Raw genomic sequence first — 22,638 nt, 5'->3', positions numbered from 1 at the left:
AGGTATTCATGATCAGAAATTCCCCACAAACCAGTCTTTGACCCGGCCGAATGCGTTGTGCACACTGCCTGCCTTTTGCGACACCTTGTAGCCCCGCATTCGCGCCAGCCGGGCTTCTTCGAGCAAGCCCATGACTGTGGCGGCGCGGGCCTGGGCCACCATGTCTGACAGCGCACTGTTGTAGCGCGGTATGCCCCGGCGAACCGGTTTGAGGAAGATGTCCTCACCGAGCTCCACCATGCCGGGCATGACAGCACTGCCACCGGTAATAACGATGCCCGAAGACAACACCTCTTCGTAGCCCGACTCGCGGATCACCTGCTGGACCAGCGAGAAGATTTCCTCGATGCGCGGCTCGATCACGCCCGCCAGTGCCTGCTTGCTCAGCATGCGCGGCCCCCGGTCGCCCAGCCCGGGTACTTCCACCTGCGTGTCGGGATCGGCCAGCAGCTGCTTGGCGTAACCGCTTTCCACCTTGATGTCTTCTGCGTCCTTGGTGGGCGTGCGCAGCGCCATCGCGATGTCGCTGGTGATGAGGTCACCGGCGATCGGGATCACCGCGGTGTGCCGGATGGCGCCACCGGTGAAGATGGCCACGTCGGTGGTGCCGGCACCGATATCGACCATCGCCACACCGAGCTCCTGCTCGTCCTGTGTCAACACGGCCAGGCTCGAAGCCAGCGGGTTGAGCATGAGCTGATCGACTTCAAGCCCACAGCGCCGCACGCATTTGATGATGTTTTCAGCGGCGCTCTGGGCGCCCGTCACGATGTGCACCTTGGCTTCCAGGCGTATGCCGCTCATGCCGATGGGCTCGCGCACGTCCTGTCCGTCAATCACGAACTCCTGCGGCTCCACCAGCAGCAGGCGCTGGTCGGTCGAGATGTTGATGGCCTTGGCCGTCTCGATCACCCGCGCCACGTCGGCCTGCGTGACTTCCTTGTCCTTCACCGCCACCATGCCGCTGGAGTTGATGCCGCGGATATGGCTGCCGGTGATACCGGTGTAGACACGGGCGATCTTGCAGTCGGCCATCAGTTCGGCCTCTTTCAGGGCCTGCTGGATGCTTTGCACCGTGGCGTCAATATTGACGACCACCCCGCGCTTGAGCCCGTTGCTCGCCGCGATGCCCAGGCCGGCAAGCTTGAGCTCTCCGCCCGGCATGACCTCGGCCACCACCGCCATGACCTTGCTGGTTCCGATGTCCAGCCCGACCACCAGATCTTTGTATTCCTTGGCCATATGTTTACCTTTTTTTCTTTCCGTCGTCTTTGTCAGCGGAGCTTCCCGTGGTGACACCCCTGAGCCTGATCGCATACCCATTGCCGTAACGCAGGTCGGCGGATTCCAGGTCCCGCCCGTACCGGGATGACACCTGCGTCACCGTGGCAATAAAGCGGCGGGTGCGTGCCTGGATTTCGTCCAGCGACCCGTGCCCCAGTTCGATCACGGCGCCGCTGTCCAGCTGGGCACGCCAGCCACCCTGGCCGGTCATCTGCAATTGCTCCAGCGTGGCGTCTGTTTCATCGAACATCGGCGCCAGCGCCTGGTAGGCCTGCAGTACCTGCGCCGCCTGACCCGGCGGCCCATTGAGCACCGGCAGGTCTTCCGCCTCGACGTCGCCCTGGTTGGCCTCAAACACTTCACCGAAGCTGTTGACGAGCCGGGCGTCGCCCTCAGCCCCCCAGAACGCCACCGGCTTGTGTTCCTGCAGCACCACCTTCAGCCGGTTGGGAAATTCGCGCTGCACCAGCGCCCTGCGCACCCAGGGAACAGACTCGAACACCGCGCGCGTGGCGCCCAGGTTCACCGTGAAAAAATTGCCGGACAACCTGGGCGCCACATTGGCCCGCAGCGTGACCGCGTTGTTGTGTGCAAGGTCGCCCTCCACATGGATCGCATTCAGGCTGAACAGGGACTGGCGCATGAGCCACGCCACAGCCAGTGACGCAACCATGGCGGCAAACGCCAGGCCCAGAACCACCGAGAAGGTGTTCATGAGCTTGACGTCCAGCGGCAAGGAAGGCGGCAGTGGCAGGGTTCTGCTCAAGCGGCGGCTCCTCCGTGTTTTTGGTGGTCGAGCGAAGCAGTCTTCAGCACTTCGATGCAAAGGTCTTCATAGGAGATACCGGCTGCACGGGCGGACATAGGTACCAGCGAATGCCCGGTCATGCCCGGCGACGTGTTGATTTCCAGCAGGTAGGGCTTGCGCGTGGCCTTGTCTATCATCACGTCGGCGCGGGCCCAGCCGCGGCAATTGAGAATGCGAAAGGTGTCCAGCACAAGCTGCTGGATGACAGCCTCTTCGCCCTCGGGCAGCCCGCAGGGCACCAGGTACTGGGTGCTGTCGGTGAAGTATTTGTTCTGGTAGTCGTAGTTGCCGTCGGGCGCCACGATGCGGATGACCGGCAGTGCGCGCGCACCGGCACCGGTACCCAGCACCGGGCAGGTCACCTCGTCACCGCTGATGAATTGCTCGCACAGGACATCAGCATCGAGTTTTTCGGCCTGTGCCACGGCGCCGGCCATGGCGGAGCGTTCCGTCACCTTGGTCAGCCCGATCGATGAACCTTCGCGTGCCGGCTTGACGATCAGCGGCAGGCCGAGCGCATCCGGCAGGGCGGCAATGTCGGCAGCGCCATAAGTGCCGCGGCGCAACAGACGGTACTGAGGCGTCGGCAATCCTTCGGAAATCATCACGCGCTTGGTCATGACCTTGTCGATGGCCATGCTGGAAGCCATGACGCCGGAACCGGTGTAGGGAATGCCCAGCAATTCGAGCGCGCCTTGCACCGTGCCATCCTCGCCGAAGCGTCCATGCAATGCGATGAAGCAACGCTCGAACCCGTCCCTCTTCAGCTCGCTCAGGTCGCGCTCGGCGGGATCGAAGGCGTGGGCATCCACGCCACGCGAGCGAAGCGCTTTCAGTACCCCGTTACCAGACATCAGCGAGACTTCGCGCTCGGCCGACAGCCCGCCCATCAGGACGGCGACTTTTCGAAAATTCAACATGTCTGCTTTCATGTCCGGACCTCTCTGGAGTCTTCATGCCCTGCCGGCTCCAGCATTTCAGCAACCTTTGCGGGCACCATGCCGATGGATCCGGCACCCATGCACATCACGACGTCCCCATCCAGCGTGTTGTCAAGGATGGCCTGCGGCATGGCATCGATCTCATCCACAAAGACAGGTTCTACCTTGCCCGCCACGCGCAAAGCCCGCGCCAGCGAGCGTCCGTCTGCGGCCACGATAGGTGCTTCACCGGCGGCATATACCTCGGAGAGCAGCACTGCATCGGCGTTGCCGATGACCTTGACGAAATCTTCGAAACAGTCACGTGTGCGGGTGTAGCGGTGCGGCTGGAAGGCCAGTACCAGTCGCCGGCCAGGGAAGGCGCCGCGCGCGGCAGCCAGCGTCGCGGCCATTTCCACCGGGTGATGGCCATAGTCTTCGATCACGGTGAAATGTCCGCCGCCCTTGGCCGGCATGTCCCCGTAACTCTGGAAGCGCCGTCCGACGCCCCGGAATTCAGCCAGCGCTTTCTGTACTGCCGCGTCGGGCACGTTGAGCTCAACGGCAATGGCAATGGCCGACAGGGCATTGAGCACGTTGTGCTCGCCGGCCAGATTGAGCACCACGTCCATGTCTGGCAAGGTCACGCCATTGCGGCGCTGTGCCGTGAAATGCATCTGTGCGCCCACTGGCCGCACGTTGACGGCGCGCACCTGCGCATCTTCGCCGAAACCATAGCTGGTAATGGGACAGGAAACCTGCGGCACGATGTCGCGTACGGCCGGGTCGTCGGTGCACAAGATCGCCGTACCGTAAAAAGGCATGCGGTGCAGGAAGTCGACAAAAGCTTTCTTGAGGTTGCCGAAATCGTGACCGTAAGTCTCCATGTGGTCAGCGTCGATGTTGGTGACGACCGCCATCACGGGCAGCAGGTTCAGGAACGAAGCATCCGATTCGTCAGCTTCGACCACAATGTAGTCGCCCGAGCCGAGTTTGGCGTTGGCACCGGCGCTGTTGAGGCGCCCGCCGATCACAAAAGTTGGGTCCAGGCCGCCCTCGGCCAACACGCTGGCGACCAGGCTGGTGGTGGTAGTTTTGCCATGCGTCCCGGCAATCGCGATGCCCTGTTTCAGGCGCATCAGTTCGGCCAGCATCAGCGCGCGCGGCACCACGGGAATGCGTTTTTCACGCGCCGCCAGAACCTCGGGGTTGTCGGCCTGTACTGCGGTGGATGTCACTACGGCATCGACCATCTCAAGGTTGCCGGCGGCGTGACCGACGAAGGTCTTGATGCCGAGCTTGCCCAGGCGTCGCAACGTCGGGCTGTCCGACAGGTCAGACCCCGAAATGACGTATCCCAGGTTGTGCAGCACCTCTGCAATGCCAGACATGCCGGCGCCGCCCAGACCGATGAAGTGAATGTTTTTGATGGCGTGTTTCATGTCGCCAGATCCTCGCAAGCGGCCACCACGCGGGCCGTGGCTTCAGTTTTTTGCATGGTTTTGGCCTGTAAGGCACTCTGGACGAGCGCAAGCCGCTCTGTTTTTTGCAGCATCTCTGCCAGCATTCCGGCGCTGAGGTCGCGCTGCTGGACCAGCCATCCACCGCCCTGGTCGACCAGGAACTTCGCGTTGACTGTCTGGTGGTCGTCGACCGCCGCGGGAAAAGGCACAAACAGTGCCGCAGCGCCTACAGCAGCGATTTCCGTGACCGTACTGGCGCCGGCGCGGCAAATGACCAGGTCGGCATCGGCGAAGGCCTTCGCGGTGTCTTCAATAAAAGGTGTGAGCTCGGCCGACACGCCAGCCGCTGCATAGTTGGCGCGCAATTCCTCAATCTGCAGCGCGCCGCTTTGGTGGAGAACCTGTGGTCGTTCTGCCTCAGGGATCAGCGCGAGGGCTTTGGGCACCAGCTCGTTCAAGCCCCGGGCGCCCAGGCTGCCGCCGACCACCAGCAGCTTCAGGGGACCGCTGCGTCCGGCAAAGCGCTCTTGCGGGCCGGGCTGCCGGGTAAATGCTGGCCGCAGGGGGTTGCCTATCCATTCGGCTTTGGGCAACACGCCCGGAAATGCGGTGAAGACGCGGTCAGCCACACCCGCCAGCACCTTGTTGACCATACCCGCCACCGAATTCTGCTCGTGCAGAATCAGGGGCTTACCCAACAGCACGCTCATCATCCCGGCCGGAAAACTGATGTAGCCGCCCAGGCCGACCACCACATCGGGCTTGACGCGGCGTACCACCTGGATGCTTTGCCAAAACGCCTTGAGCAGGCGCAGGGGCAAGAATGCCAGCGTGACCGGCCCTTTGCCCCGCACACCGGAAAAATCAATCGATTCGAAGGGAAAACCGCGGGGCGGCACCAGCTGGCTTTCCATGCTGGGGCGAACTGCGCTGCCACGCCCGCCCAGCCAGTGCACCCGCCAGCCGCGCTCCCGCAGGGCCTCAGCCACAGCCAGGCCCGGAAAAATGTGCCCGCCCGTTCCTCCGGCCATCACCAAAGCACAGTGTTGCTTGCTCATGCGCGGCCTCCTCTCATGAGCAGGCGATTCTCATAGTCAATCCTCAGCACCACGGCCAAAGAAATCAGGTTCATCAAAATCGCCGAACCGCCATAACTCATCAGCGGCAGTGTGAGGCCCTTGGTAGGCAGTGCACCGAGGTTCACGCCAATGTTGATGAAGGTCTGGAAACCTATCCAGATGCCCACGCCTTGCGCCACCAGACCGGCAAACAGGCGGTCCAGGGCAATCGACTGGCGACCGATGTGCATGATGCGGCGGGTCATCCACATGAACATGCCGATCACCGCCAGCACGCCCAGCAATCCAAACTCCTCGCCGATCACAGCCATCAGGAAGTCGGTGTGCGCTTCGGGCAGCCAATGCAGCTTCTCAATGCTGCCGCCCAGGCCCACACCGAAAATCTCGCCGCGGCCGAAGGCAATCAGGGAGTGGGAGAGCTGGTAACCCTTGCCCATGGAGTATTTGTCGCTCCACGGGTCGAGATAGGCAAAAATGCGTTCACGTCGCCATTCGCTGAGCATCACCATCAGGCTGAAGGCAACCACCACGACGGCCGCGATGACAAAAAACATGCGGGCGTTGACACCGCCCAGGAAGAGAATGCCCATCGCAATGACCGAGATCACCATGAACGCGCCCATGTCGGGTTCGGCCAGCAATAACAATCCGACAATCGCTATGGCCACAGCCATGGGCATTACCGCGCGGAAGAAGCGCTCTTTCACTTCCATCTTGCGGACCATGTAATCCGCCGCATAAAGGAGTACCGCGAACTTGGCGAGTTCGGAGGGCTGAAAGTTCATGATGCCCAGCGAAATCCAGCGGCGGGCGCCATTCACGCCTTTCCCGATAAAAGGCACCAGGACCAGTATCAGCAGCAGCAGGGAGAGGACAAACAGCCAAGGCGCCAGTTTTTCCCAAGTGGCCAGCGGCACCTGGAATGCCAGGACGGCAACGATGAGAGCGACCACCAGCGACAACACATGGCGCAGCAGGAAATGGGTATGCGCATAGCGCGCGAATTTGGGGTTGTCAGGCATGGCGACGGAAGCTGAATACACCATCACAAGGCCCCACATCAACAAGGCCACGGTGACCCACAGCAGCGCCTGGTCAAAACCTGCCATGCGAACAGGAGGTGCGGCCAGCGTCTGTGGCCGGCTGTGTCCGCCAAGCCGCACGGGAAGGACTTCCGACGCGGCCTTGCCGAAACCGGAGAACCAGCCGAAAAAGCGCACAACAGCCGTCACAGCACGTGCCCCTGTTCTTGCGCCAACGCCTGCACGGCTTCGCAAAAGACCTTGGCCCGGTGCTCGTAGTTGTCGAACATGTCGAAGCTGGCACAGGCCGGCGACATCAGGACGGCGTCACCGGTCTGTGCCTGCTGCGCGGCCAAAGTGACCGCCTCCTCCATGGATACGGCGTCGAACACTGGAATATTGCGCGGCAGGACTTCCTTGATGAGAGGTGCGTCGCGCCCCATCAGCACCACAGCCCGGACGTGGCGCTGCACCGGATCCGCCAGCGGCGAGAAGTCCTGCCCCTTACCTTCGCCGCCCAGAATGAGTACCAGCTTGCGCTCCAGGCCCAACCCCGTCAGAGCTGCCACGGTGGCGCCCACATTGGTGCCCTTGCTGTCGTCGAAGTACTCGATGTCATTGACGACGGCCACTGATTCCACGCGATGCGGCTCACCGCGGTATTCGCGCAGGCCGTGCAGCATGGGGGCCAGATTGCAGCCTGCAGCCACGGCCAGGCCCAGTGCCGCCAGGGCGTTGGTGGCGTTGTGCCGCCCGCGTATGCGAAGGGCTTCAATCGGCATCAGGCGCTGCACATGCAGCTCCACCTCTTCGTCCTTGCGACGCTTGATGGTTTCGTCCGCCTCGGCCGCGCGCACCAGCCAGGTCATGCCATTGACGGTTTCGATGCCGTAGTCGCCGGGGCGCTGCGGCTCGCCGGCACCGAAGGTCGCATGGGCACGCACTTGTGGCGGCTTCAGGCGCACCTTGACGGGCGGCGGCAGCATGGCCATCACGCGAGCGTCATCGCGATTGAGCAGCATGAAGGTGCTGGCACCGAAGACCCTGGCTTTCGCCGCGACGTAAGCGTCCATGTCGCCGTGCCAGTCCAGATGGTCCTGCGTGATGTTGAGCACCGCGGCGGCCGTTGGCTCAAAGCCCTGCACGTCGGCGAGCTGGAAACTGGACAGCTCCAGCACCCAAACTTGCGGCAGGGTTTGCGCATCCATATGGGCCGACAGCGTGTCGAGCAGCGTCGGGCCTATGTTGCCAGCCACGGCCACGGTTTTTCCGGCGCGCTGCACCAGTTGGCCCAGCAGCGAAGTCACCGTGGTTTTGCCGTTGGTTCCCGTGATGGCCAGCACTGCGGGACGGTAGCCCGGCACGGGTTCGACTTGCACCAGGGCCAGCAGAGCCGCGGGCAGTGTGGCATCTTCACCGGTCTCGTCTGGAACAGGCGCGTCGTCCGTGGCATCCGGTGCGGCAATGCCCGTCTCTTGCAGGTCGCGTGAAGCGTCGGCCGCCACAGCGGCCTGGTCTTCGGGTGAATCAGCGACATCGGCTGCAGCGGCTTCGTCAACAGCTTCGGGCACGTCGGGCAAGGGCACTTCAGCCGTTGGCTCGGAAGATGCAGCACCCAGGTCGGATTCCTCGATTGCCTCAACGGTCGGTGGCTCGCGTAGATCTGCCAAAGCCCGCGCGAACAAATCCAGCTCCCCACCCACAGGCAATCCCATGGCGCGCGCGGCATCAGCCACGGGCGCGATGGTCTCGGGCGTCAGGCCGGGCGAGCGATAGACGGCGCGCACGGACGTGCCCTGCACCAGTTCGGGCTTGAAGGCGCCACTTAAAAATTCCATGCCCGGTAGTTCTTCGCGCAAGGTGGCGAGCAAAGGCGGCGCTTCGCGCGTGTCGGCGACCGTCACGTGCGCCCCGTGGCGCGCGCACCAACGCGCCATGGCCAGGCCGGACGCGCCCAGGCCCAGAATCAACACGGTTTGGTCTTGTAAATGCCGCATGCCTGTTACCTGAGCTTCAAGGTGGAAAGGCCGACAAGGCACAACAGCATGGTGATGATCCAGAAACGCACGACCACCTGCGTTTCTTTCCAACCGCTTTTCTCGAAATGATGGTGCAGCGGCGCCATCTTGAGGATGCGGCGGCCTTCGCCGTAGCGCTTCTTGGTGTACTTGAACCAGGTCACCTGCATCATCACGGAGAGCGCCTCGACGACGAAGATGCCGCCCATGATGGCCAGCACGATTTCCTGGCGCACGATGACCGCGATGGTGCCCAGCGCGGCGCCCAGCGCCAGCGCGCCCACGTCGCCCATGAAGACCTGGGCCGGGTGCGTGTTGAACCACAGAAAGGCCAGACCGGCGCCTGCCATGGCCGAACAAAAAATCAGCAGCTCACCCGAGCCGGGGATGTGTGGGAAGAACAGGTATTTGGAGTAGACCGAGCTGCCGGTGACGTAAGCGAACACACCGAGCGCCGAGCCCACCATGACCACCGGCATGATGGCGAGACCGTCCAACCCGTCGGTCAGATTGACAGCATTGCTGGAGCCTACGATCACGAGGTAAGTCAGGATCACGAAGCCGAATACGCCCAGCGGGTAGCTGATTTCCTTGACGAAGGGCACCAGCAGGCCGGCCTTGGGCGGCAGGTTCACGTCAAAGCCCGACTGCACCCAACTGAAGAACAGTTCGAGCACGCGCATGTTGGAGCTCTCGGAGATGCTGAACACCAGATACAGCGCCGCGATGAGGCCGATGATGGACTGCCACAGATATTTCTCGCGTGAGCGCATACCTTCCGGATCCTTGAGTACGACTTTGCGCCAGTCGTCTGCCCAGCCTATGGCGCCAAAGCCCAACGTGACGATGAGGACGATCCAGACGAAACGGTTGGACAAATCGAACCACAGCAACGTGGAAATTCCGATAGACAGCAAAATCAGCACACCGCCCATGGTGGGCGTGCCGCTCTTGCTCAAATGTGTCTGCATCGCGTATTCCCGAATCGGCTGCCCGATTTTCAGCGAGATCAGCCGCCGGATCACAAAGGGGCCAGCCAACAGACCGATCAGCAGTGCTGTGAGCGCGGCCATGACTGCACGGAACGTCAGGTACTGGAATACCCTGAAGGACCCGAATTCGGGGGACATTGACTGGAGCCACTGGGCCAGACTAAGCAGCATGAGGCTCGTCCTTTTGAAGTTGTTGATGTTGTTTTTGATCTTGCGCCTTGGCCGTAATGGTCTGGACCACACGTTCCATCTTCATGAAGCGCGAACCCTTGACCAGCAAGCTGCCGGTGTGAGGCAGCTCGGCCAGCACGGCGGCAGCGAGTTCATCCATGTCACCGAAAATCTGCGCGCCGCCGAAACCGGCCGCGGCATGCTTTGACTGCTCGCCCAATGTGAACAATTTTTCAATACCCAGCGCGCGTGCATGGCGCCCGGCTTCATCGTGGAACTGCGGCCCCTGGTTGCCGACCTCGCCCATGTCACCCATCACCATCAGGCGCGGGCCGGGCAGCTCGGCGAGGACCTCCAGCGCGGCGCGCATGGAGTCAGGATTGGCGTTGTAGCTGTCGTCGACCAGCGTCAACACCCGGCCTGGCAGGGCCACGGCAATGGCACGGGAACGGCCCTTGACCGGCACAAAAGCCGCAAGACCCTCGGAGATGGATGCCAGGGGAACACCCGCAGCCAGCGCACAGGCCGCAGCGGCCAAGGCGTTCTTGACGTTGTGCCGGCCGGCGATGTGCAGAGAGAAATCGGTGTTGCCCGCCGGGGTCGTAGCCACCACCTTCCAGCAGCCGCCCTCCCATTGCGCGGTGCCTGTGATGTCGGCGGGGCCCAAGAGCGCGAAGGTCAGCACCTTGCGCGTGCCGACCAGTTCACGCCACAGCGGAGCGTAGTCGTCGTCGGCCGGAAAGACCGCCGTGCCGCCCGCATCCAGCGACGCAAATACCGAGCCGTTTTCACGCGCCACCGCTTCCACCGTGGCCATGAATTCCAGATGTTCGCGCTGCGCATTGTTGACCAGCGCGACGGTAGGCCCGGTAATTTCGGCCAGATAGGCAATCTCGCCCGGGTGGTTCATACCCAGCTCGACCACCCCCACTTCGTGCGCGGCCGACAGTCGCAGCAGCGTGAGCGGCACGCCGATGTCATTATTAAGATTGCCTTCGGTCGCGAAGGCCTTATCGGCCTTCCAGGCACGCAGTATCGAGGCGATCATCTGCGTGACGGTGGTTTTGCCGTTGCTGCCCGTGACCGCCACCAGCGGCAAGCGGAACTGGGACCGCCAACCAGCCGCCAGCCGCCCCAGCGCCAGGCGCGTGTCGGCCACTTCCAGCCCCGGCAGCCCGGCTTGCGCCAGACCGTGGTGGGCAATCGCAGCGACCGCGCCTTGTGCCTTGGCTTGCGCGAGGAAATCGTGGGCGTCGAAACGCTCGCCCTTGAGCGCCACGAACAGGTCGCCGGCCTGCAGGCTGCGCGTGTCGGTGTTGACGCGCAAGGCCTGCACGCCGCCGTCGCCCACGAGGCGGGCGTCGGGCAGCCAATCGAGGGACTGTTGCAGGCGCATCATGATTGCGTTCCTTGCCGGGGTGCGGCCAAAGCATCGAGCGCCGCCTGCGCATGCTCGCGGTCGGAGAAAGGGAGTTTTACACCGTCCACTTCCTGAAAACTTTCGTGGCCCTTGCCGGCCAGCAACACCACGTCGTCGGAGCCGGCGAGGCTCAGGGCGTGCGTGATGGCAGCGGCGCGGTCGGCCTGCACATGCACGGCATCGCGATGGCTCAGGCCCAGCAGCACCTGGCAGATGATGGCTAGCGGGTTCTCGCTGCGCGGGTTGTCGCTGGTCACCACCACCTGGTCGGCATTTTTTTCGGCTACGGCTGCCATCAACGGACGCTTGGTGGTGTCGCGGTCACCACCGCAACCGAACACGCACCAGAGCTGTCCATTGCGACGTGCCGCTGCCGGCCGCAGCGCGAGCAGCACCTTTTCAAGAGCGTCGGGCGTGTGGGCGTAATCGATCACCACCAGCGGCCGGCCCGGGACGGCCAGCGTCTCGGTGCGCCCGGGCACGGGCAGCAGGCCGGCACAGGCCTTGACCGCGTCGGCCAGCGACACACCCATGGCGCGCAGGGCCGCGAGCACACCGAGCAGGTTGGACACGTTGTACTGGCCCACCAGTCGGGCAGCCAGCGTATGGCTTTCGGCACCCTCCGTCACCTCGAAGCTCAGGGCATCAGTGCCATGCTCGATCTTGCGCGCCTGCAGGCGTGCCGGCTGCGCACAGGACACAGTCCAGAGATCCAGGCCACTCCTCGCGAGCGACTCTTTCAGTTCTGCACCCTTGGCATCGTCAATATTGATGACCGCCGCCTTCAGGCCCGGCCAGCCGAACAGCGCGGCCTTGGCCTCCCAGTAGGCTTGCATGGAAGCGTGGTAGTCGAGGTGATCCTGCGTGAAATTGGTAAAAATTGCGACCTCAATGGCGGTCGCGTCCAGGCGGTGTTCGACCACGCCGATGGAGGAGGCCTCCAGCGCGCAGGCGACAAAACCCTGGTCGGCGAAGCGTCGAAGTTCCTGTTGCAGCAGCACCGGGTCGGGCGTCGTCAGGCCGTTGGAAACCATGGCACCAGGCTCACCTATGCCCAGCGTCCCAATGACGCCGCATTTGTGACCCAGCCGGCCCAGAGCCTGCGCCAGCCACCAGGCGGTGGAGGTCTTGCCGTTGGTGCCGGTCACAGCGGAAACCCGCAACTGCCGGCTCGGTTGATTGAAGTAGACGGCGGCGATAGGCCCGGTCGCAGCCTTGAGACCGGCGTATTCGGCGATCTTTTCGTCCTGGAAACCGAAGGCGGCCGCGCCTTCCTGTTCGACCAGACAGGCAGTGGCGCCCGCATTCAACGCGCTGCCCACAAACTTGCGCCCGTCGGTCGCGGTGCCGGGCCAGGCGATAAAGCCGTCGCCCGGGGTCAGCCTGCGGCTGTCTGTGCACAGGCCGCCGCTCACGCGTTCGCGCAACCACCCGGCGGCTTGTTCAGGGGTGTGGAGTTGCATGCTCAAAACGACTCCTCCACAGCCTGGGTGGTGATTTGCGGCTTGACGCTCATGTCAGGCTGCACGCCCATCATGCGAAGCGTTTGCTGCACCACCTCGCTGAAGACAGGTGCAGCGGCCACACCACCAAAGTAATTGCCGTCACTGGGCTCATCGATCATCACGCCAACGATGATGCGCGGGGCCTCGATAGGCGCCATGCCTGTAAACCATGCGCGGTATTTGTTGGTGGCATAACCTTTGCCGACCTGCTTGTGCGCCGTTCCCGATTTTCCGCCTACCGAATAACCCACCGTTTGCGCCAACGGGCCAGTACCACCGGGTGCGGCGGCCATTTGCAGCATCCGGCGAACGGCATGCGCGTTCTCTGCAGAAAAGACCTGTACACCCACGGCGGGCTCGCTGCTTTTGAGCATGGTGGCAGGAATGATCTGGCCGTCGTGCGCAAACGCGGTGTAGGAGTGCGCCATCTGGAACAGCGAGGCCGACAAGCCGTAACCATAGGCCATGGTCGCCTGCTCGACAGGGCGCCAGGTTTTCCAGGGCCGGACTCGCCCCGTCACGGCACCGGGAAACTGGATTTGCGGTTTTTGCCCGTAACCCAGCGCCATGTAGGTTTCCCACATTTCCTGCGGGCTCATCTTTTGCGCAATCTTCAACGCCCCGACGTTGCTGGATTTCTGGATGACACCTTCAACCGTCAGCGTGCCGTAGTTGTGCGTATCGCTGATGGTGAAGCCGCCGATGCTGTAACGGCCGGGCCCGGTTTCGATGATGGTTTGCGGCTTGATGCGTCCGGCCTCCAACGCCATGGCGACCGTGATAGGCTTCATGGTGGAACCGGGCTCGAATGTGTCGGTCAGGGCGCGGTTGCGCAACTGTTCACCCGTCAGGTTTTTCCGCTTGTCTGGCACGTAGCTGGGATAGTTCGCCAGGGCCAACACCTCGCCGGTCGTGGAGTCCAGCACAACAACGCTGCCGGCCTTGGCCTTGCGCGCGATAACCGCGTCACGCAACTTCTGGTACGCGAAGAATTGCACCTTGCTGTCAATACTGAGCTGAATGTCTTTGCCTTCGACCGGATGCACCTGCTCGCCGACATCTTCGACGACGCGGCCCAGGCGGTCCTTGATCACGCGGCGTGATCCCGCCTTCCCGGCCAGGTCCTTGTTGAAGGTCAGCTCAATGCCTTCCTGGCCACGATCCTCAACATTGGTAAAACCCACCACATGGGCCACAGTTTCACCTTCCGGATACTGGCGCTTGTATTCCTTGCGTTGGTAAATGCCTTTGATGCCCAACGCGTGAATTTTTTGCGCAACGGGCTCATCAACCTGGCGCTTGATCCAGACAAAGGTCTTGTCCTCTTCGCCCAACTTTTTGTTGAGCTCAGCCAATGGCATTTCCAGCAGCCTGGCCAGTTCGGCCAGTTGCGTCTTGCTCGCTTCGACGTCTTCCGGAATGGCCCAGATGCTGGGCGCCGGCACGCTGGAAGCGAGGATCAATCCGTTGCGATCAAGGATGCGGCCGCGATTGGCAGGCAGCTCCAGCGTACGCGCAAATCGCACTTCGCCCTGGCGCTGGAAAAACTCATTGCCGAAAATCTGGATGTAGGCCGCCCGCCCCGCCAGCCCGGCAAAAGCCAGCGCTACGCCGGCCACAATGAATTTACTGCGCCAGACGGGCGTTTTGCTGGCCAGCAAGGGGCTCGACGAGTAAAGCACGCTGCGGCTCATGGCTTGACGCCCCCCGGTGCCGATGCCACAGGCTCGTCCTTGTAGGTCACGTATTGCGTGATGGCAGGCGTCACCGTACGCATTTGCAGGCGCTCTTTGGCCAGCTTCTCCACTTTCAGGGGGGTAGCCTGCGCGCGCTTTTCAACTTGCAGGCGCTCGTTGTCTGTTTCGATTTTCCGACTCTCCGCGGCCGCCTTTTCAAGCTCGACATAAAGGCGGCGCGATTCGTATTGGGTGCGCACAAGATATAGCGCGCTGGCCAACACTGCGAGCAGCAGCACAAGGTTCAGTCTGGCCATGATGTGGCCCCCACGCTTTTCACTGCGTGTAATGCACTGCCCCCCGAGGGGGCCGCTGCGCCTGCGGCCCGGCAAAGCCGGTTCCGCGGCCCTGGCTGGCATGAAATGCCTGTCGCCCTTTGTAGGCCCCCCACGTTTGTCGCTTCGCGTACTACGGGGTTCATGCCGTCACCTCGGTGCGCTCAGCCACGCGCATCACGGCGCTGCGGGAGCGTGGGTTGCCGTCGACCTCTTCTTCGCTGGGCTTGGTGCGGCCAAGCGCCTTGAGCTGCATGGCCTTGGGTTCGGCGAAAGGCGCGCGACGGTCGAACACCTCGCGCGAATGTGCGGCGATGAACTGCTTGACGATGCGGTCTTCGAGCGAATGAAAACTGATCACCACCAGACGGCCTCCCGGTTGGAGAACTTTCAGCGACGCAGCTAGCGCCTGTTGCAGCTCTTCAAGCTCGGCGTTGATGAAAATCCGAAGAGCCTGAAATGTGCGCGTTGCAGGGTCCTTGCCCGGCTCGCGGGTTTTGACCGCGCCAGCCACGACTTCGGCCAGCTCAGCGGTGGTTCGAAGAGGGCCCCGTTCCTGTCGGCGACGATCAATCGCCTTTGCAATCTGTTGAGCAAACCGTTCTTCGCCATATTCACGAATCACCTCCGCCATGGTTTCTATGGATGCATCCACCAGCCACTCGGCCACGCTCTGGCCACGCGTGGTGTCCATGCGCATGTCCAAAGGACCCTCTTGCCGAAAAGAAAAACCGCGCACCGGGTTGTCGATCTGCGGTGAACTCACACCCAGATCCATCAGCACGCCGGCCGCACTGGCGACGGGCAACTGACCCAAATGCATGAAACCCTCGTGACGAATGGAAAAGCGCGGGTCGGTGATGGTGTTTGCCTCGGCAATGGCGTCGAGATCCTTGTCGAAGGCGGTAAGCCGTCCTTGGGGTGAAAGCTGCGACAGCAACAACCGCGAATGCCCGCCGCGCCCGAAGGTCGCGTCGACGTAGTGGCCGTCCGGGTTGACAAGAAGCGCCGCTATGGCTTCGTTCAACAAGACGGTGCGGTGTGTCCATGTGCCGTTCACCGTCTTCTTTCAGAACGAGAAGTCTCTGAAGACATCGGGCATCTCGCCCTTCATTTGCTCGGCCTCCTGGGCTGCATAGGTGGCGGCGTCCCAAAGCTCAAAATAACCACCCATGCCCAGCAGCACCGTATCTTTGCTGATGCCGGCAGCCGCGCGCAATTCGGGCGACACCAGCACACGGCCGGTGGCGTCCATGTCGACGTCCATTGCGTTGCCGAGGAAGATGCGCTTCCACCATTGCGCCTGCATCGGCAACGAAGCGATGCGGTCGCGGAATTTTTCCCACTCGTTGCGGGGAAAAATCATGAGACAACCGTGGGGATGTTTGGTGATGGTGAGTTGGCCGGAAGCGGTGGCGCTCAGCACGTCACGATGCCTGGTAGGCACGGAGAGCCTACCCTTGGTATCGAGAACTAACGATGAAGCGCCCTGAAACACTGCTACAAATCCTTGAAAAACACTTTTCACCACTAAATTGCACTTTTCCCCACTTTAGCAGGAAACCATTTGCAAACAAGGGATTTGAAACAAATTTTTTCAATGAAATCAAGGACTTAGGAGTATCTTCGGATCTAGGGCCTACATTAAAAAGTGTTCTAAATTAAGCACTTAGACGGTGCACTGAAAGTATTGCTTTAAGCACCGGCAACTGGGCGCTCGTCAAAACGGGAAAAAGTGGGACTATTCCCATCCATTCGACCGCTCAGCGACTTGTTTTTGCACAAGGGCAAGCACGGCATAGCTATAAAAAATATAGCAGGTAACGGCCCCCACATAACAAGAATGGGCGTGACCGCAGGAATGGCGTGTTTTTTTGAAGGGTGCGGTGCAGAAAGCACGAGGGGAGACCTGGCGGGCCCAATCCCGGCATAGACGCCGAATGGCATGACAACACTACCCAAATCGGCCAGTAGAAAGGCCGCAAGGTCAGTCGATGCGGACGGTGACCCTTGCGTGCTCAGTGATGCCGATCACATTGAAGAACGCTGCAACGAGGCGGTTGACTTCCGTGAATTGCACTGACCGGTTTTCCTCTTCGCGGGCCGACACCCAGTTCAGCAGCGTTCCCGCAGCCGAAAAATCCACGCGAATGAGCTTGGCACAGGAGATCAGCATCATGTCTGCGCCCATCAGCTTGACTTCCAGTTTGTCCAGCACCGCTATCGCATCACCCTGGATCTGGCCTGACAGTTCGACCGACAGCACATTGCTCATCTGTGAACTCGGGGCATCCATTTGAGTGTCTCCATCAATGGCGCTCAGACTGGAGGACACGGAATCACGGTACACGTCGCCAATGATAGCCTGCCCATCCGTGACGCCGCCCTGCGCATCGATCGGCTTGTATTCGCAACGTGCACTGTCCCAGGCTGGCGGGGAAACCTCGTAGGTGACGCAGAAGTCGAGTGCGGCCAATTCAAAGTCGTCGGGGCGATGCGTTACACGCAGCGCCTCCATGCGCAAAAGCCACCATTGCTGGGCGGTATCGCGGCTGCCTGAAGGGGTGGCGTTCTGCAGCACCTTCTGCAACTGCGTATCACCCATGAAACGCAGCTGAACAGGCTGGGTCGCCCACCCACTGAAGACCTTGTACAAAGGCTCGACAGCATCAGGCTCGATGGTTTTGAGGTTGTTCCAGTTCAGACGCCATGGCATGGGCGCCTTGGCGGTGGCCGCCTTGAGGGCTGCCACGGTCTGTATACCCAGCACAGAGGGACAGACCCAATCAACAGCGGGGCCATTGGCATTGGTGGCAGCCTTGCCCTGCGCCGGAACGCTGAGCATTTTCACCATGTCAGGCATGGAGAACCACTGCGGAGCCGAACGGTCAAACCGCTCGACAAACTGGATGGCCGCCGTTTCAAACTTATCCTGTTGGGCCGTAGCCCGGTACAGGTCAAACAAGGTCAGCCATGTATCCGGGTGGCCCGCGCGTACGGCACCGGGGGCAAGAATCTCCAGCAGGCCGGCTTCGGCACCCGCATCGTCGCCATTGGCAAACCGGATAGCGGCCTCCTCCAGCTCTGCGTCATGGGCAACCACTTCCTCCACGTCCACCGCAGTGAGCTTGGAAGGAGAAAAGCCGGATGAACCGCCGCCGCTGTCGTAACTGCCGCCGATACCCGCCAGGCCGCCAATGGCGGGAGGTTTGGCAGGAGGTTGGGGAGGCGGCGTAGACCGGGCTGCAGCCAGCGCAACAGACAGGGAATCGGGCTGGGTCTGGGAGGGCTCGTGAGCGGCTTCCCTAGCCGCCTGCTGCTCGGCGGCCAACCTGGCTGCGTTCAGCTGCTGCAAACCTGCCGGCGCCGTGGCCCTGTATGCAGTGGGCAATGCATTGTCCAGCATGGGGGGCGCCTGCGTTGAAGGGCTATGCAAGGGCGCGTGCACCGAGTTGTCGGGCATGCCGCCATTCTTGGTTTTCCACCACTGCATGGACATCTGCGCTTCGATCTCGTCGATCTTCTTGAGCGTGGTGGCCCTGTCGTCGGGCTTGGAGGGCATGCTGCTCTGGAAGAACGAGGGCCGGCCACCGGGGTCCTGGCCCACGCCCACCATGGCTTCACGCTTGCGCATCTTGCGCAGCATGTCGAATTCGCGCTTGCGCACGAAGTCGTTTTGCCGCTTGCGCTCAATCATTTCCTTGAGCAATTGCTTGCTCATAGCTTCGTCTCGGTCTGTTTGCGCGCCGTCCAGATCCGACCAGTTCGTGGCCGGATTCCGGACGAACTTCACCATCTTGGAGAGCAAGCCTGAAGCGGTATCTTCTTTGGACATGGCAGGACGATTAAATAAACTTCAACCGGTAATCTGGGATCAATCGCCAAACATCTTCTGTTTGAGTTCCCGGCGTTGCTGTGCTTCCAGGGACAAATTGGCCGTGGGGCGGGCAATCAGCCGGCCCACACCGATGGGTTCGCCGGTTTCATCGCAATAGCCGTAGTCGCCGGAGTCAATGCGGGCAATCGACTGTTCGATCTTCTTGAGCAGTTTGCGTTCCCGGTCGCGGGTGCGCAATTCAAGGGCGTGCTCTTCCTCAATCGTGGCGCGGTCAGCCGGATCGGGAACCACGACGGTGTCTTCGCGCAGGTGCTCGGTGGTTTCGCCGGCACTGTTGTGGATGTCCTGCTTGAGCACCGACAGCTTGTGGCGAAAGAATGCAAGCTGCTTTTCGTTCATGTACTCGGAGTCAGGCATCGCCTTGACTTCGTCGTCGCTCAGCTGCTCAGCGGATTTGGTCTTCCAGTTGTTGGCAAGCTTGGGGTCTTTTTTGGCCGCCGCCTGGGGTGGCGGCGCGATCACGCGTTCGGTCATTGTGGAGTAACTGGCTTTGGCTGCGTCAGGCGCATGGGTTGGCACCATGGGTGCGGGAGGGGGTGATTGAGTGGCCACCCGGGCGGAGCTGCGCCTGCCGGGTTTCAGTGGAGGCGGGGCCATCAGCCCGGCCCTGACCGGTGCCGGGGCGGGTGCAACCACGGCGACGGGGGCCGGTTTTACGGCCGGTTTTGCAACGGACTTGGCAGCTGATTTTGCAACAGGCTTTGCCGCAGGTTTTGGGGGAGATTTGAGCACGGGCTTGACGGGTTTGGCGACGGCCTTTGCTTTGGGCAAGGGCTTGGCAGCGGTTTTCTTGACAGCTGCGGTGGCAGGCTTTTTCGTGGAAGCAGCCTTGACAGCCGGCTTGGCGGCTTTTTTGGCAACGGGTTTGGGTGCCGGCTTGGCTTTGGCAACAGGTTTGGCCGCTTTCTTCACAGCTTTGGCGGCGGCCTTTGGCACCGGCTTGGCTTTCGATGCAGGCTTGGCGGCCGGTTTGGCAGGTGTCTTGGTCTTTTTTGCTTGGGCTTTCACAATGTGTCTCCTCTGGGAAGCAGCCCCGGAATGGCCCATGGCCCCCCGCGGCGGTTTCCTGGCCAAACCGCTACAGCGCAGTTCAACCCTACCTGTTGCCAGATTTCCTGGTTTGTCTGCCGCCTGCCAGCCTCGAAAACCACACCTGGGTGGGTTTCAATCCGCTTTGTAGCCGATTTTGTGCCTGGCTGGCCTCCCGAATCGATTTTCCGGGTATTTTGGTCGGCGCGCGATTGTAGCGGCTGCGCAGCCTGCCGTAGCACCCTTGGAACAAATCGTTGGAGAATCGAGACAAACATGGAGCCCTCCGCCTTTTACAGGCCACAGGCGGACAGCCTACCTCAAACCAGGCATTGCTCCAGGCCCTGCAGAAAAATATCTTTGGGCAAATCGATGCCGATGAAGACCATCTTGCTGTTTTTCTTCTCGCCCTCCGCCCAGGCGGGTCCAAGGTCGCTGCCCATGAGCTGGTGCACCCCCTGGAAAATCACCTTGCGGTCGGTGCCCTCCATATTCAGCACACCCTTGTAGCGCAACATGCGCGGGCCGTAAATGTTGACGACTGCACCCAGAAAATCCTCCAGTTTGGCGGGGCTGAAGGGCTTGTCGGACCGGAACACAAAGCTCTTGACGTCATCGTCGTGGTGGTGATGGTGGCCATGGCCCTCATGCCCGTCTTTGGCATCGTGGGCATGTGAAGGGTGATCACAGTGCTCCCCGTGCTCATGGTCATGATCGTGGTCATGCCCGGCATGGTCATCTTCCTTGAGGAAGTCGGGGTCGATGTCCAGCTTGGCATTGAGGTTAAAGCCGCGCAGGTCAAACACGTCCTTGATGGCGACTTCCCCGAAATGCACCGCTTTCTGGGGCGCGCGCGGGTTCATGTGCTTCAGGCGGTGCATCAGCGCGTCCACTTCGTCCCTGGCCACCAGGTCCGTTTTGCTGATGAATATCTGGTCGGCAAACCCGACCTGGCGGCGCGCCTCCTGGCGGTCGTTGAGCTGGGTTGCGGCATGTTTGGCGTCGACCAGGGTCAGGATCGAATCGAGCAGGTACTGCTCGGCAATTTCCTCGTCCATGAAAAACGTCTGCGCCACCGGGCCCGGGTCGGCCAGCCCGGTGGTTTCAATGACCACGCGCTCAAAGTCGAGCAGGCCCTTGCGCTTTTTGGCGGCCAGCAATTGCAGTGTTTCGCGCAGGTCTTCGCGGATCGAGCAACAGATGCAGCCGTTGTTCATCTGGATGATGTTTTCTTCGGTGTCATTGACCAGGATTTCGTTGTCGATGTTTTCCTCGCCGAATTCGTTTTCAATCACGGCGATCTTCTGGCCGTGGGCTTCGGTCAGCACGCGCTTGAGCAAGGTGGTCTTGCCGGAGCCCAGAAAGCCGGTGAGGATGGTGACGGGGATCAAGCTCATGGTGTTACCTAAATATGGGGGAATCAAGAGGGGCGCGGAGCGGTTCAAGCACCCAAGCTGGGGAGTTTAGCGGTGGGTTCAAGGCCAACCGGGGCGAGCCCGGCAATACCAGCTCGGCCAACAGTTACTTTACAGACCGTGTCAAGCCCCGGTGTCGCGCCCAGTTACTCTCCGGCCCGGATTCCGGCTCGCCGGCCACGCTCATCCCGCGGCCCTGTTTGCTATCTTTTTTGTAGCTTTGTGCCAATATGCAGACTGGGCTACAGGCACTTTTTACTAAAAATCAGCCACCCACCCGCTTCACCAGCACAAGCCCCTTGAGGTATTCGCCCTCGGGAAAAGCCACGGTCATGGGGTGATCCGGCGCGCCGCCCATACGCTCGGAGATGAAAGCGTCCACGTCCGCGTCGATACCGGCCGAGGCCACGATCTTGTGGAACAGGTCGGCGCTGACCCCACCCGAACACGAGTAGGTAAACAGCACGCCGCCGGGCGCCAGAATCGACAACGCCAGCCGGTTGATGTCCTTGTAGGCACGGGCGGCACGTTCGGCATGCGTCACCGTGGGTGCGAATTTGGGTGGATCCAGCACGATGGCGTCGAACATCCGGCCTTCCTTCTGGTACTGGCGCAGCGAGGCGTTGACATCGGCATCCAGCAAGGTAGTGCGGCTGGCGTCAAACCCGTTCAGTGCCACATTGGCCCGGGCCCGCTCAATCGCCGGGCCGGACGAATCAATCGACGTGACGTGCCCGGCGCCGCCAGCCAGCGCGGCCACGGTGAAGCCGCCGGTATAGCAATAGCAGTTGAGCACCTGGCCAAACTGCAAACGGCGCGTGTAGGCGGCAAACTTCTGCCGGCTATCGCGCTGGTCCAGGTAAAAGCCGGTTTTATGGCCCTCGGCCACGTCCAGGCTGAGCTTCCAGCCGTGTTCGGTGATGGTGATGCCGGTTTCACCCGAGCCCGCCAACCATCCGGTGACTTCCGGCAAGCCTTCCAGGGCGCGTGAACTGGCGTCGGATCGTTCATAAAGGCGCGTGAGGCCGGTCTGGGCCAGCAGGGCTTCGACGATCACACTTTTCCATTTTTCTGCGCCACAGCTGGAAAACTGCGCCACCAGCGTGTCTGCATAACGGTCCACCACCAAGCCTGGCAGGCCGTCGGATTCGCCGTGAATGAGCCGCCGTCCGTCGCTCTGGATGTCAAACAGCTCCCGTGCTTTCAGGGCCTGGGCGATGCGCGCTGAAAAGAAGGCCGCGTCGATGCGCTGGGCTTCGTCAAAGCTCCAGACCCGGGCCCGGATCCTGGAGGCCGGGCTGAACGCTGCCCAGCCCAAAAATTCGCCGGCATGGCTTTCCACCCGCACGGTCTCGCCCGCGTCACCGCCCCCTTTGGCGATGGCGCCGTCAAAAATCCAGGGATGGCGCCGCAGCAATGAGCGCTCCTTGCCGTCCCGCAGTCGAATTATTTTCATGCCGCTATTGTCGCGGCTGACGGCATCGCCCCCTTCCTGGGCACGGAGCGTCCACGCTGACAAATGAGCCGGCTGACAGCGGTTTGACAGTTCGATGTAATTTTCGTGAAAGTTTTGCGACAATCGCAGGTTAATGTTTTTGACCTC

At 61.7% G+C, this 22,638-nt stretch carries 18 protein-coding genes; all 18 read right to left on the bottom strand.

The window, feature by feature from the left end; translation table 11 throughout:
- Positions 1-12 precede the first annotated feature (12 nt).
- Positions 13-1,242, bottom strand: a complete 1,230-nt coding sequence (gene ftsA / locus AC1DYR_RS17975) for a cell division protein FtsA (protein ID WP_431098281.1) — start codon at positions 1,240-1,242, stop codon at positions 13-15.
- Between the two features lie 4 nt (positions 1,243-1,246).
- A complete protein-coding gene (locus AC1DYR_RS17970) occupies positions 1,247-2,050 on the bottom strand; it encodes a cell division protein FtsQ/DivIB (RefSeq protein WP_477706303.1) in 804 nt (267 codons plus the stop codon).
- Positions 2,047-3,012: a D-alanine--D-alanine ligase gene (locus tag AC1DYR_RS17965; protein ID WP_477706302.1), complete on the bottom strand. Its 966-nt coding sequence runs from the start codon at positions 3,010-3,012 to the stop codon at positions 2,047-2,049. The genes AC1DYR_RS17970 and AC1DYR_RS17965 overlap by 4 nt, the downstream gene beginning before the upstream one ends.
- Positions 3,013-3,020: 8 nt before the next feature.
- Entirely contained in the window at positions 3,021-4,454 is a 1,434-nt protein-coding gene (murC, locus tag AC1DYR_RS17960) for a UDP-N-acetylmuramate--L-alanine ligase (RefSeq protein ID WP_477706301.1), read from the bottom strand.
- The gene (gene murG, locus AC1DYR_RS17955) at positions 4,451-5,533 is read right to left on the bottom strand and encodes an undecaprenyldiphospho-muramoylpentapeptide beta-N-acetylglucosaminyltransferase (RefSeq protein ID WP_477706300.1); all 1,083 of its coding nucleotides are present in this window, start codon (positions 5,531-5,533) and stop codon (positions 4,451-4,453) included. Before murG ends, murC begins: the two co-directional genes overlap by 4 nt.
- On the bottom strand, positions 5,530-6,786 hold the full coding sequence (gene ftsW, locus AC1DYR_RS17950; protein ID WP_477706299.1) for a putative lipid II flippase FtsW: 1,257 nt from the start codon (positions 6,784-6,786) through the stop codon (positions 5,530-5,532). The genes murG and ftsW overlap by 4 nt, the downstream gene beginning before the upstream one ends.
- A complete protein-coding gene (gene murD, locus AC1DYR_RS17945; RefSeq protein ID WP_477706298.1) occupies positions 6,783-8,573 on the bottom strand; it encodes a UDP-N-acetylmuramoyl-L-alanine--D-glutamate ligase in 1,791 nt (596 codons plus the stop codon). Before murD ends, ftsW begins: the two co-directional genes overlap by 4 nt.
- Positions 8,574-8,578: 5 nt before the next feature.
- Entirely contained in the window at positions 8,579-9,757 is a 1,179-nt protein-coding gene (mraY, locus tag AC1DYR_RS17940) for a phospho-N-acetylmuramoyl-pentapeptide-transferase (protein ID WP_477706297.1), read from the bottom strand.
- Complete coding sequence (locus AC1DYR_RS17935) at positions 9,747-11,156, bottom strand: UDP-N-acetylmuramoyl-tripeptide--D-alanyl-D-alanine ligase (RefSeq protein WP_477706296.1); 1,410 nt, start codon at positions 11,154-11,156, stop codon at positions 9,747-9,749. Before AC1DYR_RS17935 ends, mraY begins: the two co-directional genes overlap by 11 nt.
- A complete protein-coding gene (locus AC1DYR_RS17930) occupies positions 11,153-12,640 on the bottom strand; it encodes a UDP-N-acetylmuramoyl-L-alanyl-D-glutamate--2,6-diaminopimelate ligase (protein ID WP_477706295.1) in 1,488 nt (495 codons plus the stop codon). The genes AC1DYR_RS17935 and AC1DYR_RS17930 overlap by 4 nt, the downstream gene beginning before the upstream one ends.
- Positions 12,641-12,642: 2 nt before the next feature.
- Positions 12,643-14,376 (bottom strand): peptidoglycan D,D-transpeptidase FtsI family protein, encoded by a 1,734-nt coding sequence (locus tag AC1DYR_RS17925; RefSeq protein ID WP_477706294.1) that lies wholly within the window; start codon positions 14,374-14,376, stop codon positions 12,643-12,645.
- Positions 14,373-14,675, bottom strand: coding sequence for a cell division protein FtsL (ftsL, locus tag AC1DYR_RS17920; RefSeq protein ID WP_477706293.1), 303 nt, complete (start codon positions 14,673-14,675; stop codon positions 14,373-14,375). Before ftsL ends, AC1DYR_RS17925 begins: the two co-directional genes overlap by 4 nt.
- A 160-nt stretch (positions 14,676-14,835) precedes the next feature.
- On the bottom strand, positions 14,836-15,753 hold the full coding sequence (gene rsmH, locus AC1DYR_RS17915) for a 16S rRNA (cytosine(1402)-N(4))-methyltransferase RsmH (RefSeq protein WP_477706292.1): 918 nt from the start codon (positions 15,751-15,753) through the stop codon (positions 14,836-14,838).
- Between the two features lie 9 nt (positions 15,754-15,762).
- On the bottom strand, positions 15,763-16,191 hold the full coding sequence (gene mraZ, locus AC1DYR_RS17910) for a division/cell wall cluster transcriptional repressor MraZ (RefSeq protein WP_457281642.1): 429 nt from the start codon (positions 16,189-16,191) through the stop codon (positions 15,763-15,765).
- A gap of 489 nt (positions 16,192-16,680) precedes the next feature.
- Positions 16,681-18,528, bottom strand: coding sequence for an STAS domain-containing protein (locus AC1DYR_RS17905; protein ID WP_477706291.1), 1,848 nt, complete (start codon positions 18,526-18,528; stop codon positions 16,681-16,683).
- A 39-nt stretch (positions 18,529-18,567) separates the two neighbouring features.
- Positions 18,568-19,599, bottom strand: coding sequence for an RNA polymerase-binding protein DksA (gene dksA / locus AC1DYR_RS17900; RefSeq protein ID WP_477706290.1), 1,032 nt, complete (start codon positions 19,597-19,599; stop codon positions 18,568-18,570).
- Between the two features lie 341 nt (positions 19,600-19,940).
- Complete coding sequence (locus AC1DYR_RS17895) at positions 19,941-21,017, bottom strand: CobW family GTP-binding protein (protein ID WP_477706289.1); 1,077 nt, start codon at positions 21,015-21,017, stop codon at positions 19,941-19,943.
- A 283-nt stretch (positions 21,018-21,300) separates the two neighbouring features.
- Positions 21,301-22,491, bottom strand: coding sequence for a class I SAM-dependent rRNA methyltransferase (locus AC1DYR_RS17890; RefSeq protein ID WP_477706288.1), 1,191 nt, complete (start codon positions 22,489-22,491; stop codon positions 21,301-21,303).
- Between the last annotated feature and the right edge of the window lie 147 nt (positions 22,492-22,638).

The organism is Polaromonas sp. P1_F9, from assembly GCF_056405615.1.
Note: the sequence above shows the minus strand (reverse complement) of the source record. Positions and strands in the feature narration are given on the sequence as shown.

Bases quoted from the DNA above. Each gene is read 5' to 3' on its own strand.
- murG (WP_477706300.1), bottom strand. From the start codon at position 5,533: ATGAGCAAGCAACACTGTGCTTTGGTGATGGCCGGAGGAACGGGCGGG.
- ftsA (WP_431098281.1), bottom strand. From the start codon at position 1,242: ATGGCCAAGGAATACAAAGATCTGGTGGTCGGGCTGGACATCGGAACC.
- AC1DYR_RS17895 (WP_477706289.1), bottom strand. From the start codon at position 21,017: ATGAGCTTGATCCCCGTCACCATCCTCACCGGCTTTCTGGGCTCCGGC.
- mraY (WP_477706297.1), bottom strand. From the start codon at position 9,757: ATGCTGCTTAGTCTGGCCCAGTGGCTCCAGTCAATGTCCCCCGAATTC.
- ftsL (WP_477706293.1), bottom strand. From the start codon at position 14,675: ATGGCCAGACTGAACCTTGTGCTGCTGCTCGCAGTGTTGGCCAGCGCG.
- AC1DYR_RS17930 (WP_477706295.1), bottom strand. From the start codon at position 12,640: ATGCAACTCCACACCCCTGAACAAGCCGCCGGGTGGTTGCGCGAACGC.
- murC (WP_477706301.1), bottom strand. From the start codon at position 4,454: ATGAAACACGCCATCAAAAACATTCACTTCATCGGTCTGGGCGGCGCC.
- AC1DYR_RS17965 (WP_477706302.1), bottom strand. From the start codon at position 3,012: ATGTTGAATTTTCGAAAAGTCGCCGTCCTGATGGGCGGGCTGTCGGCC.
- AC1DYR_RS17925 (WP_477706294.1), bottom strand. From the start codon at position 14,376: ATGAGCCGCAGCGTGCTTTACTCGTCGAGCCCCTTGCTGGCCAGCAAA.
- AC1DYR_RS17935 (WP_477706296.1), bottom strand. From the start codon at position 11,156: ATGATGCGCCTGCAACAGTCCCTCGATTGGCTGCCCGACGCCCGCCTC.
- AC1DYR_RS17890 (WP_477706288.1), bottom strand. From the start codon at position 22,491: ATGAAAATAATTCGACTGCGGGACGGCAAGGAGCGCTCATTGCTGCGG.
- murD (WP_477706298.1), bottom strand. From the start codon at position 8,573: ATGCGGCATTTACAAGACCAAACCGTGTTGATTCTGGGCCTGGGCGCG.
- AC1DYR_RS17905 (WP_477706291.1), bottom strand. From the start codon at position 18,528: ATGTCCAAAGAAGATACCGCTTCAGGCTTGCTCTCCAAGATGGTGAAG.